The 17113-nt window shown below is 74.8% G+C and carries 11 protein-coding genes; 3 read left to right on the forward strand and 8 right to left on the reverse strand.

The features are described from left to right. The first annotated feature begins 158 nt into the window (after positions 1 to 158). Entirely contained in the window at positions 159 to 2756 is a 2598-nt protein-coding gene (locus BUE44_RS08190) for a glutaminase domain-containing protein (protein ID WP_073495559.1), read from the forward strand. 7 nt (positions 2757 to 2763) lie between these two features. On the opposite strand, the gene BUE44_RS08195 is transcribed toward BUE44_RS08190, so the two are convergent. The 8 genes from BUE44_RS08195 to BUE44_RS08230 all read right to left on the reverse strand — a co-directional run bounded on the left by BUE44_RS08195 (position 2764) and on the right by BUE44_RS08230 (position 13302). Beyond that, a complete protein-coding gene (locus BUE44_RS08195; RefSeq protein WP_073496154.1) occupies positions 2764 to 3621 on the reverse strand; it encodes an endo alpha-1,4 polygalactosaminidase in 858 nt (285 codons plus the stop codon). 107 nt (positions 3622 to 3728) lie between these two features. Further along, complete coding sequence (locus tag BUE44_RS08200) at positions 3729 to 4406, reverse strand: spherulation-specific family 4 protein (RefSeq protein ID WP_073496155.1); 678 nt, start codon at positions 4404 to 4406, stop codon at positions 3729 to 3731. Between the two features lie 68 nt (positions 4407 to 4474). Continuing rightward, positions 4475 to 5395 carry an NAD-dependent epimerase/dehydratase family protein gene (locus BUE44_RS08205; RefSeq protein ID WP_073495562.1) on the reverse strand — a complete coding sequence of 307 codons (921 nt, stop codon included), beginning with the start codon at positions 5393 to 5395 and terminating at the stop codon, positions 4475 to 4477. Positions 5396 to 5402: 7 nt separating this feature from the next. After that, positions 5403 to 6116 carry a nucleotidyltransferase family protein gene (locus BUE44_RS08210; RefSeq protein WP_073496156.1) on the reverse strand — a complete coding sequence of 238 codons (714 nt, stop codon included), beginning with the start codon at positions 6114 to 6116 and terminating at the stop codon, positions 5403 to 5405. 66 nt (positions 6117 to 6182) lie between these two features. After that, on the reverse strand, positions 6183 to 7184 hold the full coding sequence (locus tag BUE44_RS08215; protein ID WP_073495565.1) for an SDR family NAD(P)-dependent oxidoreductase: 1002 nt from the start codon (positions 7182 to 7184) through the stop codon (positions 6183 to 6185). Positions 7185 to 7228: 44 nt separating this feature from the next. Further along, entirely contained in the window at positions 7229 to 8980 is a 1752-nt protein-coding gene (locus BUE44_RS08220) for a hypothetical protein (protein ID WP_143172489.1), read from the reverse strand. Positions 8981 to 9473: 493 nt separating this feature from the next. Next, the gene (pelF, locus tag BUE44_RS08225) at positions 9474 to 11000 is read right to left on the reverse strand and encodes a GT4 family glycosyltransferase PelF (RefSeq protein ID WP_079189581.1); all 1527 of its coding nucleotides are present in this window, start codon (positions 10998 to 11000) and stop codon (positions 9474 to 9476) included. A 124-nt stretch (positions 11001 to 11124) separates the two neighbouring features. Next, the gene (locus tag BUE44_RS08230) at positions 11125 to 13302 is read right to left on the reverse strand and encodes a hypothetical protein (protein ID WP_073495571.1); all 2178 of its coding nucleotides are present in this window, start codon (positions 13300 to 13302) and stop codon (positions 11125 to 11127) included. A gap of 992 nt (positions 13303 to 14294) precedes the next feature. Between BUE44_RS08230 and BUE44_RS08240 the strand changes: the two genes are divergently transcribed. Both BUE44_RS08240 and BUE44_RS08245 read left to right on the forward strand, forming a co-directional pair. Then, positions 14295 to 14783: a hypothetical protein gene (locus tag BUE44_RS08240; protein ID WP_073495578.1), complete on the forward strand. Its 489-nt coding sequence runs from the start codon at positions 14295 to 14297 to the stop codon at positions 14781 to 14783. Positions 14784 to 14979: 196 nt separating this feature from the next. Next, a complete protein-coding gene (locus tag BUE44_RS08245; protein WP_079189582.1) occupies positions 14980 to 17112 on the forward strand; it encodes a SpoIIE family protein phosphatase in 2133 nt (710 codons plus the stop codon). Position 17113: the final 1 nt, after the last annotated feature.

The raw sequence follows: 17113 nt of genomic DNA on the forward strand, positions 1-17113 counted from the left end.
GCGAACAGCGCGCATGTCGTGCAGTACGACGACAACGGCACCGCCGACCACCTGTGGCAGTTCCTCTGACCGGCCGGGCTCCGCGGCTCCCCGCGCCCGCCCCTGGCGATCCCGCCCCGCCCCTCGCGCCCCCCACCCCTTCCCGAGGACGGATCCCCGTGACTTCCGACGACTCCCGCACGCCCCAAACCGGGCGCCGCGACCTGCTCAAGTGGAGCGGCGCGCTGACCGCGGCCGCCGCCACCGGCGGCTTCTTCACCCTCACCGCCGCCCCGGCCCGCGCACAGGCCGCCGCCCCCGGCCTCGCCCCGGCCGCGAGCACCTTCGGCCCGCTGCGTCCGCCCGCCGTGCCGCTCGCCGTCCGCTCGATGTACCTGTCGACCTGGCTGCCCGCCGACAACCTGGCCGGCACCTGGCCCACCTTCTGGAACGGCCATGTCACCGCGCTGTGCGGCCTGGCCAGGATCGACGGCGCCGCCTACGTCTTCGCCGGCGCCCCCGCCCTGCCCGCGGGACCCGCGCTGACCGCCATGCAGCAGGTGTCACTGCAACTGACCGCGACCCGCTCCGTCTACACCCTCACCGGCGGCGGCGTCACCCTGACCGTCACCTTCTTCTCCCCGGTCGACCTCGGCAATCTGCAACGCCAGTCGGTGCCGCTCAGCTACGTCACCGTGCAGGCCGCGAGCGCCGACGGCCGCGCCCACGCCGTCGACGTCCACATCGACGTGTCGGGGGAGTGGGTGCACGGCGACAATGCCACGCCCATCACCTGGGACCTCCAGCAGGCAGGCCGGATGACCGTGCTCAGCGCGCAGCCCGCCACCCCCGGCGTGCTCCAGGAGCACGGCGACCAGGCGTCCTGGGGCCGGCTGGTGCTGGCCGCGCCCAGCGGCGCCGGGCTCACCGCGCAGATCGGCCAGGACACCGTCGTCCGGGCCGCCTCCGCGGGCGGCGGGCGGCTCGACGGCTCGGTCGACAGCGCCAAACCCCGCGCCATCAGCGACCGCTGGCCGGTACTCGGCCTCAACCGCGACTTCGGCACCGTCAACCCGGGCACCGCCTCCCCCGAGTTCACCGTCACCCTCGGGCACGTCCGCACCCCCGCGGTCACTTACCTCGGCGCCCAGCTCCAGCCCTGGTGGACGCACTACTGGGAGTCCTGGACCGACATGGTCGGCTGGTTCGACGCCGACCACGCCGCCGCGCTGGCCGCGGCCACCGCGCTCGACCAGCGCATCCGCGGCGACGCGGCCGCCGCGGCGGGCGGCGGCGCCACCGGCGACCACTACGCCGCCGTCTGCGCCCTCGCGCTGCGCCAGGCCGTGGCGGGCACCGAACTGGTCGACCGGGGCGGCTCGCCCTGGGCCTTCCTGAAGGAGATCTCCTCCGACGGCAACATGTCGACCGTCGACGTCACCTACCCGGCCTTCCCCGCCTACCTCTACCTCTCGCCCGGCTATCTGCGGCTGCTGCTCGAACCGCTGCTGGACTACCCCGAACACGGCGGCTGGCCCAAGGAGTTCGCCGAGCACGACCTCGGCTCCGGCTACCCGAACGCGACCGGCCACAACGACGGCAACGAGGAGGACATGCCGGTCGAGGAGTCCGCGAACATGCTCATCATGGCCGCCGCCCTCCTCCAGCGGCTGCCCGCGACCGAGGCCGCCGCCTTCGCCGCCGCGCACTACCCGACGCTGCGCCGGTGGGCCGAATACCTCGCCGCCAACGCCCTCGACCCCGGCTTCCAGAACCAGACCGACGACTTCACCGGCTTCATCGCGCACAGCGCCAACCTCGCGCTCAAGGGCATCGTCGGCATCGGCGCCATGAGCGTCGTCGCCGCCGCGAACGGCAACACCGCCGACGCCGCCCACTACCGCACCCTGGCCCGCAGCTACGTCAGCCGCTGGACGTCACTGGCCGAGGACTCCTCCGGCGCCCACCTCAAGCTCGCCTACGACCAGGACGGCACCTGGAGCCTGAAGTACAACGGCTTCCCCGACCGCCTGCTCGGCCTCGACCTGGTCCCCACCGGCACCGCCGCCCGCGAGGCCGGCTGGTACTCCGCGCAGGCCGGCGCCTACGGCGTCGTGCTCGACCCGCGCAACGACTACACCAAGGGCGACTGGGAGCTGTGGACCGCCGCCTGGCTCGCCGACCACGGCCCGATCCGCGACCGGCTCGTCAACGGCGTCTATGACTTCGCGAACACCTCGCCGCAGCGCGTCCCGTTCAGCGACTGGTACGTCGTCGCCAGCGGCGCCCAACGCGGCTTCCAGGACCGGCCCGTGGTCGGCGGGATGTTCGCCCTGCTGCTGCGGCCCGCCGCGTCCACGGTGAGCTGGCACCGCATCCAGAACCGCAACAGCGGCAAGGTGCTCGCCGTCTCCGGCATGTCGCTGGCCGACACCGCCGAGGTCACGCAGTACGCCGACAACGGCACCGCCGACCACGTGTGGACCCTGCTCGACAACGGCGACGGCACCGTGCGCATCGCCAACCGCAACAGCGGCAAGGTGCTCGCCGTCCACGACCAGAGCACCGACGACGGCGCCCACGTCCAGCAGTACCAGGACAACGGCACCCCCGACCACCTGTGGCGCATCACCGACAACGGTGACGGCTGGTCGAAGATCGTCAACGTCCGCTCGGGCAAGGTGCTCGCCGTCTCCGGCATGTCGCAGGCCGACGGCGCCCAGGTCACCCAGTGGACCGACAACGGCACGGCCGACCACCTGTGGCGGCTGATCTGAGGAGCGGTCAGCAGGCCTCGCGCCAGGCGTCGAGCACCAGGTGCTTGCGCATCGAGCTGAAGCCCAACCTCCGCACCTCGGGGCAGAACTGGGCGGGCTTCAGCTCGTACTCGACGTGGAAGACCGGCTTGCCCGCCGCCACGAAGGGCGACAGCTTCCCGCACTCGTCGTACTGCGCGCACTGCTCGTCGACCGAGAAGTCGAAGTCCGGCAGCAGCTCGCGCACCTGGCCGAGGTCGTTCTTGAGCCCGACGGCGAGCCCGCGCGCGTGGGCGAGCCCGGCGATCATGCGGTTGTACGCCACCTGGTCGGCGGCCGTCAGCGGGAAGCCGGTGGTGTTGGCGTAGCCCTCCAGCAGATCGGGTTCGACCGCGTCGAAGCCCTTGGCGCGGCACATGTCGAACCGGGCCGCCATCAGCGGCCGCAGCCGGTCCAGCGCGCGGATGTCCAGCCAGCGCTCGCCGTCCCAGCCGTCTCCGCGGCCCAGCAGGGCGGCCGGGAAGGCCTTCGCGTCCGCCCGGAAGGACTCCCACGCACCCGCGTTGACGTAGCAGATCACCCGCCGTCCGTCGCCGTGCAGCCGCGCGACGACGGAGGCGTCGTTCTCGAACCCGTCGATGTCGTAGACGGGTACGTCGACGGACGTGTCGACGGTGCCGCTGAGCTGCCACTGCCAGGCGACCCCCGGCCGCGGCTGCCAGCGCCGCGTCACCCGTTTCGACCCGGGCGCGGACGCAGGCGGCGCCGCGGGCCGCGTCGGGGGCGCGGACGCCGGTGCGGACGGTGCCGCGGGGCGGCCCGCCGCCGGCCGGCCGTCGTCGTGGCCGCCGGAGGCGGAACAGCCGGCCGCCGCGAGCAGCAGCATGCCCGCGACGACGGACCCGAGCCGGCGGGCGGCGCGAATCGCCAGGCCAGTGCCGGTGGCGGTGCCGGTGCCGATGGCGCCACCGGTGGCCCGGACCGCGCGGCCGGTCACGCGGCGCCCGCCGGGACGTGCTGCCAGGGGTTCGGCGGGCCGCCAGGCACCGCGCAGTGGACCGCCGCGCCCCGACCCGCGGCCGTACGCGCCACCGCCCGCGCGGCCGCGGTGCCGGGCACGCCGTAGACCAGGTGGCAGAAGCGGTCCGGGGGATGGGCGGCCGTCCAGCCGGGGACGGTCGCCGCGGCGTAGTCCGTCCAGTTGCCCTCGTACGTCACCAGCAGGTCGCCCACCGCCGCGTAACCCGGGTCCGGATGAACCCCCGGGTTCAGCACCGCGGTCCGCGCGCCGCCGCGCCGGGCGGCCGACACCACCCGCCGGTAGTACGGCAGCCGGTCGCGTCCCGCCGCGGCCCGGTCGAGGAACACCCCGCACACCCCGTACCACTCCCGGTGCCACCGCACATCGCGCTCGACCTCCTGGGCGGGCCGGGTCGCGTAGTCGGTGTCCACGTAGCCGAACAGCCGTACCCCTGCGGCCCGCAGCCGTCCCGCCGCCCCGGCGATCATGGCGTCGGGACCGCCGCGCCCCGGCCCGTCGGCGACGTTGACGACCACTCCGTAGAGCCGCTCCGCCGCCCGCTCCAGCGCCCGCCACGCCCCCGGGTCGACGGCGGGATGCACGTACAGCGGCACCAGCAGCGACCGGGCGGGCGCGCCCGTCGCCGCCACCGGCCGCGGTAGGGGATCGGTCGCGTACGGCCCCCGGGGGCGCGGCGGCACGCCCGCCGGTGCGGCCGTCACGCCGGGGCGCCGGCGGGCGATGCGGGGGCACGGCACAGCGCCGCCAGCGCGTCGTGCAGGGTGCGGATCGGCCGCCAGCCCAGCGCGGCCGCGGCCAGGGAGATGTCCGCCCGGACCCAGGAGACCGCCGCCGAGCGCTCCGACCCCGCGCCCGACTCCTCGATCCGGCCGGTGAAGCCGCACAGCCCGGCCAGTTCCGCGGCCAGGTCGCGTACCGCGGTGGCCTGTCCCGAGCCGACGTTGAGCACCGGCGGGAGCGGCCCGGCGGCGGTCGCGGCCCGGGCCACCGCTTCCGCCACGTCTTTCACGTCCACGAAGTCACGGTACGCGCCCAGGTCGCCGGTGGTGACCGCCCCGTCCGGCGCCGCGCCGCGGAAGGCCGCGGCCAGCCGCCCCGGAAGACCGGACCCGGGGGCGCCTGCACCGACCGGGTTGAAGACCCGCAGCACCACCGCGTCGAGCCCGGAAGAGGCCACCGCGAAGGTGCCCGCCAGCTTCGTGGCGCCGTAGACGCCGGTGGGCCGGGCCGCGGCCGACTCGCTGAGCGCCGTCCCGGGCACCCCCGGGCCGTACTCGGCCGCCGAACCCAAGTGCACCAGCCGGGCCGCGGGCACCGCCGCCGCCATCGCCTCGCACAGCGCCGCGGCCCCCCGCGCGTTGACCGCCGCCAGCGCGCTCGCCGGACCGGCCGTGAGCCCGGCGCAGTTGACGACCACGTCGGGTCCGAGCCCCGCGAGTCCGCCCGCCAGCACGTCCACCGGCACCGTGCCGAGGTCGACGGGCAGGTCGGGCGCCCGCCGCCGGCCGGAGGCCGGCCGCCCGCCGTGCAGCACGGTCGCCCCCGGCGTCTCGCCGAGCCGCGCGGTCACCGGGCCGCCGAGGAAGCCCGGGCCGCCCAGCACCAGAATCCTGCTCATGCGCCGCTCACGCCCCCTTGAGCAGCGACCCGCGCAGGCTGCTGAACTCGGCGTTGGCCCGGTCGTAGTCGTCGGGCCGGCCGATGTCCAGCCAGTAGCCGCCGAAGTCGTGCGCGCGGGGCGGGCGGTTGGCGGCCAGCAGGTCGAGCACCACCTCGTCGAAGCCCAGCGGCAGGCCCGGGGTGTAGTCGGACAGCGTGCTGCGGGAGACCCCGTAGACGCCCATGGAGACCCGGTAGTCCATGCTCGGCTTCTCGGTGAAGCCCACCACCTGCCCCTCGTCCGTGGTGAGCACTCCGAAGTCGATGCTGACGGTGCGCCGGTAGGTGGCGATCGTCAGCGGCGAGCCGGATCCGCGGTGCCCGCGCAGCAGTTCGCCGAAGTCCAGGTCGGTGAGCACGTCACCGTTCATCACGAGGAAGTGCTCGGGCAGTTGATCACGCATGGTCAGCAACGGGCCCATCGTGCCCAGCGGGTTGTCCTCGGTCGCGTAGTCGACGTCGAGCCCCCACTGCGAACCGTCGCCCACATAGGCGCGGATGATGTTCCCCAGGTGCCCGATGGCGATCGTGCAGCGGCGGAAACCGGCCGAGGCCAGCTGTCTGAGCACGATCTCCAGGATCGCGTGGCTGTCGCCGATCGGCACCAGCGGTTTGGGCAGTGCGGTGGTGTACGGCCGCAGCCGTACGCCCTTGCCGCCCGCGAGGATGACAGCGTGCATGGCGGGTTCCCCCAGAAGCGGTGCGTTCATGGTGATATCAGGTCCTGAGATCGCAGTGACAGGGCATCAGACGTTGTACGAGGCGGTCTTGTAGCGGGCCAGGTGCGCGGGGTCGCGGAAGAAGTCGATGGTGCGGGCGAGGCCGTCCTCCAGCCCGTGCGCCGGCGCCCAGCCGGTCGCCTCGCGCAGCCGGGCCGCGTCGCACACCAGCCGCATCACCTCGGAGCCGGCCGGGCGCAGCCGCTGCGGGTCCTCCAGGACCGCGAGATCGGCGTCCATCAGGGTGCCGATCAGCCGCACCAGGTCGCCGACCGAGATCTCGCCGCCCGTGCCCGCGTTGAAGGTCCGACCCACCACCCGCTCGGCCGGTGCGGTCCCCACCGCGAGGAAGGCGGCCGCGGTGTCCTTGACGTAGGTGAAGTCCCTGGTGGGTCGCAGGTCGCCCAGCGTGACCTTCCGCTCGCCCGCGGCGACCTGCCCGATCACCGTCGGGATCACCGCCCGCATCGACTGCCGCGGCCCGAAGGTGTTGAACGGCCGCAGCGTCACCACGGGGGTGCCGAAACTGGCGTGGTAGCTGTCCGCGAGCCGGTCCCCGCCGGCCTTGGACGCCGCGTACGGCGACTGCGTCACGATCGGGTGGTCCTCGGTGATCGGTACGGTCCGCGCGGTGCCGTACGTCTCGCTGGTCGAGGTGTGCACCATGCGCGGGATGCCCGACTCACGCACCGCCTCGAGGACGTTGAGGGTGCCGCTGACATTGGTGTCGACGTAGCTGCGCGGTGCGCGGTACGAGTACGGGATCGCGATCAGCGCGGCCAGGTGGTAGACGGTGTCGCAGTCCGCGACCAGGTCGCGCACGGAACCGGAGTCGCGGACGTCGCCCAGGACGACGTCCACGCAGTCCATCACCTCCGACGGCAGCAGCTCCAGCCAGCCGTGCGACGAGAAGGAGTTGTACTGCACCATCGCGCGCACCCGGCGGCCCGAGGCGACCAGCGCCTCGACCAGGTGCGAGCCGATGAAGCCCTCGGCGCCGGTGACGGCGACGGCAGTTGCGGTGGACACGGATGATCTCCTCGTGGGGAAAGGTGGGTTGACGTGGGTGCGGTTCAGCGGTGGGTGGTCACCCGGGCCGTGACGGTGGTCGCCGCGGCGAGCAGGACGGCGGCCGCGCCCGCGCCGGCGAGACCGATGACGGTGCCGGGCGAGCCGGTGTGCGCCGCCAGCAGCGGCACGGCGGTGCCCGTCGCCGCGCAGAGCACGGCGGCCGCCGTCCAGGGCCGCCCGCACGACTGGAGCAGCAGCGCGAGCCACAACATGCAGCCCAGCGCGAGCAGCACCCCCAGATGCGGGGCGTCCCACGCCGCCGCCCCCGGCAAGGCCGCCGACTCGACGCCTGCCAGCGCCGCCAGCGCGGCCGCGTAGGCCCCCAGGCACCGCGCCAGCACCGGCCACGACCGCCGCAGCAGCCGGTCGGCGACCCCGGTCCGCCGCAAGGCCACCAGACTCCGGCTCCGCAGCCGGAAGAGCAGCCACTCGGCCACCCCCATGCTCACGGTGAGCGCCGCGACGAACTCCCCGGCCAACGCGGCGGCGAGCACCATCCCCCCGGCGGCGAGCCCCCCGACGGCCAACGGCACGGACCGCCGCAGGGGTACTCGCGTGGGCGCGCCGTGCGGGGCGGCGCTGGGCGGGCCGCCGCGCCTTCGCAGCCGGGTCGCCTTGCGGGGCGGGCCGTCACCGGCCGGCGCGCGGCGGCCGCGTAGTAGCCGGTCGGCCAAGGTGCGGTTGGTGCCGGCCGGGTGGAGGGGCGTGGTGACCGCGGCAGTCTCGCTTGCGGCGGGGGTAGCGCCCTCCCGCGGGGTGCGCCGGGCTGTACGGGGCGCGTCGCCGCGCCTTCGCCGTCGGGTCGCGAGCGAGCGCGCGCCGGGCGGGCTGGCATCGGTCGGTGCGCGGCGGGTGCGCAGCCGGTCGGCCAAGGCGCGGCGGATCGGGGTGCGGCCAGTGCCGGCCGGGCGCAGGGCCGTGATGACCGCCGCCGCCGTGGCGGCGGCGACCGTCGCCGTGAGCAGCGCGGCGACCGCGGGGGAGGGGAGGCCGCCCGCGCCGCAGGCGGCCGAGACGGTCAGCGGGACCAGGACGTAGAGCAGGGAGCGCTCGCGGCTGAGGACCAGCAGGACGGTGGCCGCCGCCATGTAGAGGGCCTGGCCGAAGGCGAAGGCGGGGGCCGACGGGCGGGCGAGGCCCGTGACGGCGACGGCCGCGGCCGTCGCCAGCACGGTGCCCGCGGCGCCGCCGGTGAGCAGGCAGCGCGCGGCGGCCCGCGGGCGCTGCGCGAGCAGCAGCAGGCCGGCCCGGTGCGCGAGCCCCTGGTTCCAGCTCCAGCTGCACAGGGCCGCCGCCGCCCAACCCGCGACCGCCGCGGTCAGCCCGAACGGCCCGCCGGGCCCGTCCGCCCAGCGCCCGCCGACGACGTAGGCGACGCCCGGCAAGGCGAAGGTCAGGCCGCGCAGGACGCAGCGCCCGGCGTCCGTCTGCCACGGGTCGGTGCCCGGCTCCGGCTCGGGATAGGCGCGCGGCACCAGCGCGAAGAGCGCCTCGGCGAGCGTGAACAGGTCGCGGTGACCGTAGCGTTCGGTGATCTGCTCGTCGGTCAGGCCCTCCGACTCCAGCAGCGCCGCGATCTCGTCCGCGTGCGCGGCACCGGCGCACGGCCCGGCCAGCCGCTCCGCCAGCTCCACGACCGGGTCGACGGCCCCTGACGCCGCCACCCCCCGCGCCTGCGGCAGCCGCACGACGGACCCCGCCGCCCCATCCCCCACCCCGTACGGCGCCTCGACCAAAGGCAGCGGCCCACTCATGCCCCACCCCCGGCACCAACCGGACCTTGCACACTGCCCTTACTTCGCCGACCACGCCTGAGCGGTCGCCCTTCCCCCGCCTGGGAAGCAGCCGCTGACCAGGCCCCCTCGGCACCTGCCCGCGGGGCGCGCGCCGCCGCCCCGGTCGCATTGCGCGGACCACGCGGGCGCGCATCGGCCTGCGGGCGTGCCCCGTTGGGGGCGCTCCCTCGAAGGGAGATCGCCTGGGGCCCGCCGATGTCGCCCGACCGGGCGCGTGACGCCGTCCCGCCCTCGAAGCGCGAACCGGCGTGCGGGCGTAACCCCTTGGTGCCGCCAGCTCGGTGGCCGGCCGTCCCCGGCCTGGCGGCGCGCCCTGGCCCGGCGCAGGCAGCCGCCCCGCCCCCGAATCCCGCTTCGGCCTGCGGGCAAGGCCCGTTGAAGCCGTCGCCTCGGGAGGAGGCCGTCCGCGGCCCGGTGGTGGCGTCCGACCGAGTCGGTATCGCGGGGATGGTCATGCCGTGCCCTCCGTCGGTGTGGGGCGCCAGACGCGGGACGTCCATGTCACGCCGCCGTACTGCTGGGCGGTGCGGGGTTCGGACGGGGACAGGTCGGTGTAGATGGTGCGGAAGGCGTCGATGGTCTGGCGCAGGGTGAACTGGTCGATCACCCGGAGCCGGGCCGCCTCGCCGAGGGAGGCGCGGCGGGCCGGGTCGCGCAGGAGCGCGACAGTGGCCGCGGCCATGGCGGCCGGGTCGCGCGGGGGGACGACGAGACCCGTGTCGCCGACGGCCTCGCGGACGCCGCCGACGTCCGTCGAGACGGTGCAGCGGCCGCAGGACATCGCCTCGATCAGGGTGAAGGGGAAGCCTTCGCTGATGCTGGAGAGCATCACCACCTGGCCGGCCGCGTAGGCGGTGCGGATGTCGTCGACGCGGCCCTCGAAGCGGACGGCGTCGGCCGCGCCCACGGTCGCGGCCAGCGCCTCGCACCGCGCCCGGTATTCCTCGCCGCCGCGCGGCGTGCCGCCGAAGATGCGCAGCCGCGCCGCCGGTATCTCCTCGCGGACCAGTGCGAACGCGCGGATGAGGGTCTCCAGGTCCTTGATCGGGTCGATCCGCCCGGCCCAGGACAGAGTCGGCACCTCGGGCTCAGGGCCCGCGGGCGGGAAGGCGCCGGGGTCGACCCCGTTGTAGACGGTACGGATACGGTCGGCGTCGGCGCCGCCGTGCTCCTCCCAGCGGCGGTTGTAGCGGTTGCCCGGGGTGATCAGCGCGCTGTGCCGGTAGCCCTCGCGGGCCAGCAGTCGGAAGAAGTGCAGTATCAGGGACTTGACCGGCCAGCGGTGGGGGCCGGTGCGGCTGCCGAGGTAGCGCTCGCGCTGGTAGACGCCGTGCTCGGTGAGCAGCAGCGGCACTTCCTCGCGGTGGTGCGCGAGCAGCCCGGGCAGGGTGGCGAGGCCGCCGCTGACCGCGTGCGCCACCCCGGTCGGCGCCGTGGCGGCGAGCGGGCGCAGGGCGTGCTCCAGCAGGTCCGTGCCGGTCAGCGCGTCGTGCTGGGTGGGACGTGCCGCCGCCACGTCCGTACCCGGCCGCCGCCACAGCCCGACCAGGGTGCGTACCGCCGCTTCCGACCGCAGCCCGGCCGGCAGCACCCCGGCGTCCGCCCAGCCGGCGAGTTCGTACAGCGCGGGGCCGAACAGCTCGTCGGCGCCGCTCCCTTCGGCCAGCAGCGCGGTCAGCAGCCGCTCCCAGGCGCCGAGGAAGGCCCGCCGGTCCCGGCCGCGCGGCTTCCGGCCGTCCGGCGTGCCGCCCCACATCGGAACGGCTTCCAACGCCCGCACCTGCGGCGGCAGTTCCCATACCGGCTGTTCGAGTCCGGTCGCGGTGAGGGCCGTCACCCGGAAGTCGACGTCGGGCAGGGCGCGGACGAGCTGGTCGCACCACACGCTGACCCCGCCCGGGGCGTGCGGATACGTCCCCTCGGTCAGCAGCGTCACCTGCGCGATGCGCGACGGCGGATCGCCGAAGACTGCGTGCATGAAGTGGTGTCCCCCCTGGACAGGCCGGTACGGCGAAGGTGGTGACGGGCGAGGGCTCGTACGTCCGGAGGCGCGGGCGGGACCGGAACCCGCCCCGCCCGCACGCGTGCGCCGGTACCGCGGGTTACTGCCGCGCGCTGTCGGCGGGCCCCGCGGGCACGGCGTCGGCGACGCCCTTGGGCACCGGCAGCCGGCCGACCGGGGCGGCGGGTTCGGCCAGGGTGTGCGCGGCGGCCGCGGGCGCCGCGGGGACCGCGGCGGCCGGCAGCGTCAACGTGACCGACCCCTGGAGCAGGCCTGGTTGGGCCCAGCCGGACAGCCGGCCGGCGTACGCGCCGCCGAAGGCCGTCGTGCCGAGCAGTTGCGCCTGCCGGGTGCCGGCCGGTGCGGTGGCGTCGACCTGGACACCGCTCGGCGCGCTGACGGTGACCGTGTCCCCGATGCGGTAGGCGGTGACCTTGCCGCCCTTCCAGGCCGCGCTCCAGGCGGCTCTGCGCTGCAGCTCCGTGGCGATGTCCGCGGTCCGCAGGCTCACCGCGGGCGTGTTCGCCGCGAAGAGGCCCGCGTAGCCGGCGAGCACCCGTTCCAGCACCGGGTAGGCGATCCTGTCCTCGGCCAGGTTCGACTGGTGCATGAAGTGCGGGCGCGGGTTGTTGCCGAGGACGTGGCCGAGGTCGATCCTCGCCTCCAGCGGCACGATGTACGACGCGTAGCCGGTCGCCGGGTCCAACGGGGCGATCAGGCAGGTGGAGTTGCCCGAGGTCGCGCAGGCGCCGCTGCCGCCCTGCGCCAGGTTGGTGTAGATCCAGTTGTACTCGTCGGTCTCCTCCTGGGCCGTGCCGGCGTTGTAGAAGACGTTCATCGGGAAGCGCGGCACGGTCAGCGCCGGGCCTACCTGGCGCTGGTCGGGCTCGCGGGAGTTGTCGCTCGCCAGGGCCGTCACGCCGAGCCCGCTCAGCGCGGTCGCGAGGTTGGGGTTGTCGGCGGGCTGCTGCGGCAGCACCTTGAGGCCGGAGTGCTCGCCGGTCACCAACTCCTGGTTGTCCAGGGTCAGCCCGTGGGACGAGGCCCAGCTGCGGTTGTCCTTGACCGCGGCGGTGATGTCGGCCCTGCTCACCCACTGCGGGGCGCCGCTCGCAGTGGTCTGGCAGCGCCACGGCACGACGCTGACGTCCTGCACGCAGCCCAGGAAGGGGTGCAGGTAGGTGTGGTTGACCCAGCGGTAGCTGTTCTTGTCCGCCATCAGCTGGGTCACCAACGGGTCGGACGTCGTCGCGTGGTCGGACTTCCAGTCCTCGCTGCCGCCGCCGTTGAAGACGAAGTCGAAGGTGAAGCCGTGCGCGGCCGACCACTGTGCGGCATAGGCGGCGTCCGCCGGCGTCATCCGGATCGGGTCGGAGTCCTCGCCGGTGCCGATCGGGCAGTCCACGTCGCCCGGTGTGCAGTTGAGGGCGGCGTTCCACCGGTCGTCGGCCAGGAAGACATCGTCGACCTGCACCTCGAAGTAGTTCCGGTCGGCGCCCAGGTGGATGCCCTGGGTCATCCACTCCACGATGCCGCGGGCCAGCAGCCGGAACTGCTGCTGGTACTGGTTGTAGACGAAGGGGATCACCAGCTCGGTGCGCCCGTCGTGTGCGTACTGCCCGACCAGCACACCGCGCTGCGCGCTGCCCGGGATCGGGGCGTCGACCAGCGGTGTGAAGGTCGCCCCGGCCGCCTGGGTGGCCAGCGGTGTGGCCAGGTAGCCGTAACTCTCCGACTGGTAGGGATCGTTGTCCTCGAAGGGCACCGCCCCCCCGAGGTATCCGAAGTCACCCGCCGCGCCCTGGTCGGTCACCTGCCCCTGCATACCGTCCAGCCGGCCGATGTAGCCGCCGTTCTGCGCGTAGTCCAGTCCGACAGCGGGCTGCGCGTAGGTGTACGCGTCCACCTGCCTGATGCCGAACGCCGTCTCGTACGCCGCCAGCGCCGTCATCTCCGCGGAGCCCGCACCGAAGGGGTTGTCGTTCGGCAGCACCACCGCCTGGAATTTCGCACGCGGCCGCCCGGACACGGTGTCGCTCAGGAAGCCCGCGGTGATCACCGGCCGGCCCGCGGCGGTGAGGTCCACCGTGGTGTACGGAGTGCCCGCGCCGTCCAGCTCGGAGGTGAGGGCGGCGGTCGCCGGACCCCCGTCGTCCACCACCAGCACCCTGAGATCGATCCGCGGCGGCACCGCGGCGTGCCCCGCTGTCGGCGCGACCGCCAGTGCCACCAGTGCCGCCGCCGAAGCGACGGATGCGGCGCGCAATGCTCTGCCCATGAATTTCCTCCCCCGGGAGCCCGATTCCAGATCGGCGTACTCCCACGCACAACGGCCCTTTTCCGGCCGTATTTCCGGGGACCATGGTGGAGCACTTCGCGGAGGACTTGTGACCATTTTGCGGAGGTGATCAGGAAGGGTGCCCCCTACACCTGGGGGCGTCCGAAGAGGTGGGGCTCCGACCTGCGGTGATGGCAGGTGTCAAGCCCGCGGTGCGCGCTGATTATCAACCTTAATGATGAACGTCCGGGCATATTTTCGATTTGTACTCCGATCGGGGAAGAATCGGAAGCGCATACGAAAACGGGGTGGCTGGGCGGGCCGTTCTCCGGGGAGAACGGCCCGCCCAGCCACCCCGCGGGGGGGCACCCCTGGGTCAGGGCCGCACGGAGTCGATCGGGGGCGGGGCGGGTGCCGGTGTGGGTTCGGGGGAGGGAGGTACCGGCGAAGGCGGGGTCGGCACGGGATCCGGCGCCGGGCCGGGGACCGGATGGGGCTCGGGCGACGGGACCGGGGGCCCCGGCACCGGCTCGTCCGGCGGCGGCACCGGCGGGAATGGGTCAGGATACGGACTGGTCATCGCACACTCCGTAGAGATCGCTTGTCTTTCGCCCCCTCGCGTACCCCACCCTCGCGTGCCCATGCGGCGCACGCCCCCTCATGCGCCCCGCGCGCGCTCCCGTGGGGGTGAACCCGGCCCGGCACCGCAACTGCGCTCCCGCCCGCCGCGGTCACGGGTCCGGTGGCCTTCGCCGTGCTGGCGCCGACCCGCGCGCCGGAAGCCGGCTGAGCGGGCCACCCGAACGGGCCCACCGGCCGGGGGCGTACCGCCGTGGCCAACACGGCCCGCCCGTAAGGCAGTCGACCCTGCCGCCGGCCCCGCCCGGGGCGATTTCGGCGGGCGGGCCGGGCGGCGGCGCCGTTGGATGTCCGCAAGTGCCGGCCGCGCCGTTGGAGCGGTCACGGGACCGCCCCCGGCACGGGAGTGCCGTATGCGCGCTCGGCTCATATCCGCAGCCGTCCTCGCCCTGGCCGCCCTCACGGCGGCCCCGGCGGCCCCGGCCACCGCGGCCGCGTCCGGCGGCCCCGGCTTCACCGCCGCCCCGGCCACCGCCGCCCCCGGCGACACCGTCACCCTGCGGGCGACCGGCTGCCCGGGCCCCGCCACCGCCTCCGCCCCCGGCCTGTTCGGCACCGTGGCCCTCGGTCCGGCGGGCGGGACCGGGCAGAGTGCCGCCGTCATCGTCGGGCGCTACGCCCGGCCCGGCGCGCGCTACGACGTCACCTTCGGCTGCGACGCCGGGCAGGGCACCGTACGGCTGGCCGTCGAGGAGCGCGGCGGGCTCGTGCCCGGCGCCGTGCACACCGGGCTCGGCGGGGGTGTGACCGGCCCGGGCTCGGTCAAGGTGGTCGCCGTCGGCGCCCTGGTCGCCGCGACCGGCCTGGTCGCCGTACGCCGTCGCCGACCCGCCGCGCACTGAACCGGCCGCGCACCGACCCGTGCGGGTGATGCGGATGCGGGCGGTAGGGACGACGTGGTGACGCGGAGGACGCGGATAATCGGGCAAAGCGGAGCATAATGGTCCTCATGCCTGTGCATCATGCCGAAGGTGTCCCGATGGTCCGCCTCGCGGAAGCGGCCCGTTGACCGCAGGTCCGACCCCCCGGAGCGAGTGCATGACAGTGCCCAAGCGGCCGGCCCGCCGTGGTTACGACCCCAGGGTCGGCCCGGTCCCGGAGCGGGGACGGCCTCCCGAGGCGGAGATCGGCCCCGGGGAGCGGCTGTCCCTGAACGGCATGGGCAGCTTCGACTGGCATCTCGACGACCAGACCTTCGAGCTGGACGCGGCCGGGCTCCAGGTGTTCGACCTCGACCCCGAGGAGTACGACTCGCGCCCCGAGTCGCTGGTGCTGCGGATCTCGCCGGAGGAGGGCGCCCGGCTGGACTACGCGCTCAGGAGGGCGCTGCAAGCGGGCGACCGCGGCTACGGCGGCTACTTCCGGATCACCCGCAGGGACGGCACCAAGCAGTGGACCCACACGCAGGGCACCATCCTGCGCGACCCCCGGGGCAACGCGTACCGCATCGTCGGCATTGTCAGGGACGCCACCGACGAGCTGACCCAGGCGCCCGACATGCAGCCGGGGCCGCCGCCGCGCGAGCCGCAGGCCATCGCCCTGGTCGTCCGGCAGACCATCGAGGCACTGTCCCGCGCGGTGACCGTCGAGGACGTGGCCGCCGTGCTGACCGGCGCGGGCGGCCTGGACCGCTTCGGCGCCGACGCTCTGGTGCTCGGGCTGATCGAGGGCGGCAACCTGCGGTTCGTCGGGGCCAGCGGCAGCGTGATCAGGGGCGTGGGCGAGCTGCCGCCGCGCCGCCTGGACGGATCGCTGCCGCTGGGTGAGGCCGTGGTGACCCAGCAGCCGAGTTTCGCCACCTCCCTCGCGGGGCTGGTGGAGCGGTTCCCGGCGCTGCGCACCTACGTCGCGGCCATGCCGGACGTGCACGCCGCCGCCTTCCTGCCGCTGGTCGCCCAGGCGCGCTCCATCGGCGGCCTCGCGCTCTTCTACCGCTCCGGGGACGTCCTGACCCCCGCGCACCGCGAGCTGTGCGCGGCGCTCGCCGCCATCGTGGCGCAGTCACTGCAGAGGGCGATCCTCTTCGACCGGGAGCGGGAGGTCGCCACCGGCCTGCAGGCCGCGATGCTGCCCAGGGACATACCGCGGGTCGCCGGCGCCGGTGTCGCGGTCCGCTACCACGCGGCGTCCAGCGGCCGGGAGGTCGGCGGCGACTGGTACGACGTGGTGACGCTTCCGCAGAACCGGGTGGGCCTGGTCGTCGGGGACGTCCAGGGGCACGACACGCACGCCGCGGCCGTCATGGGCCAGCTGCGGATCGCGCTTCGTGCCTACGCCGCCGAGGGCCACCCGCCGTCGACCGTACTGGCCAGGGCGTCCCGCTTCCTCGCCGAGCTGGACACCGAGCGCTTCGCGACCTGCGCCTACGCGGAGCTTGACCTCGTCGGCGGCTCGGTGCGCACGGCCCGGGCCGGCCACCTCGGTCCGCTGGTGCGGCACACCGACGGCCGCACCGGCTGGCCCAACGTGCGCGGCGGTCTGCCGCTGGGCCTGGCCACCAGCTTGAACCTGCAGGAATTCCCCGAGACCCGGCTCGACCTGGTGCCCGGCGAGACCCTGGTGTTCTGTACCGACGGGCTGGTCGAGGAGCGCGGCCTGGACATCACCATCGGCATGGAGGCGCTGGCCGAGGCGGTACGCGACGGCCCCGACGACCACGAGGCGCTGGCCGACCACCTCGCGGACAACCTCTGGGAGCGCTGGGGCTCGCAGGACGACGTGGCCCTGCTGATCCTGCGCCGCGACCCCGATCCCGGCACCCCGCGGGCACCCCGCATGCACTCCTACGTCCACCAGGCCGACCCTGAGGGCCTGGCCGACGCCCGCCTCGCGCTGCGCCAGGCGCTGGAGGCGTGGGAGCTGCCCGGGCTGGCCGACGACGTGGAGGTCGCCGCGGGCGAGCTGCTGGTCAACGTGCTGCTGCACACCGAGGGCGGTGCGGTGATGACCCTGGAGGTGCTGCCCGAGCCGGTCCGCCGGGTCCGGCTGACGGTGCAGGACCGCTCCAGCGTCTGGCCGAGCCGCCGCTCCCCGGGCGAGGCCGCCACCTCGGGGCGCGGGCTGCTGATGATCGACGCGCTGTCCACCCATTGGGGCGTCGAGCCGCGGGGCGACGGCAAGGCCGTCTGGTGCGAGTTCGGCCCCGCGGCCCAGCGCAGCCTGCTGGGCTGAC

The sequence above is a fragment of the Actinacidiphila paucisporea genome (genome assembly GCF_900142575.1).
Lineage (GTDB): Bacteria > Actinomycetota > Actinomycetes > Streptomycetales > Streptomycetaceae > Actinacidiphila > Actinacidiphila paucisporea.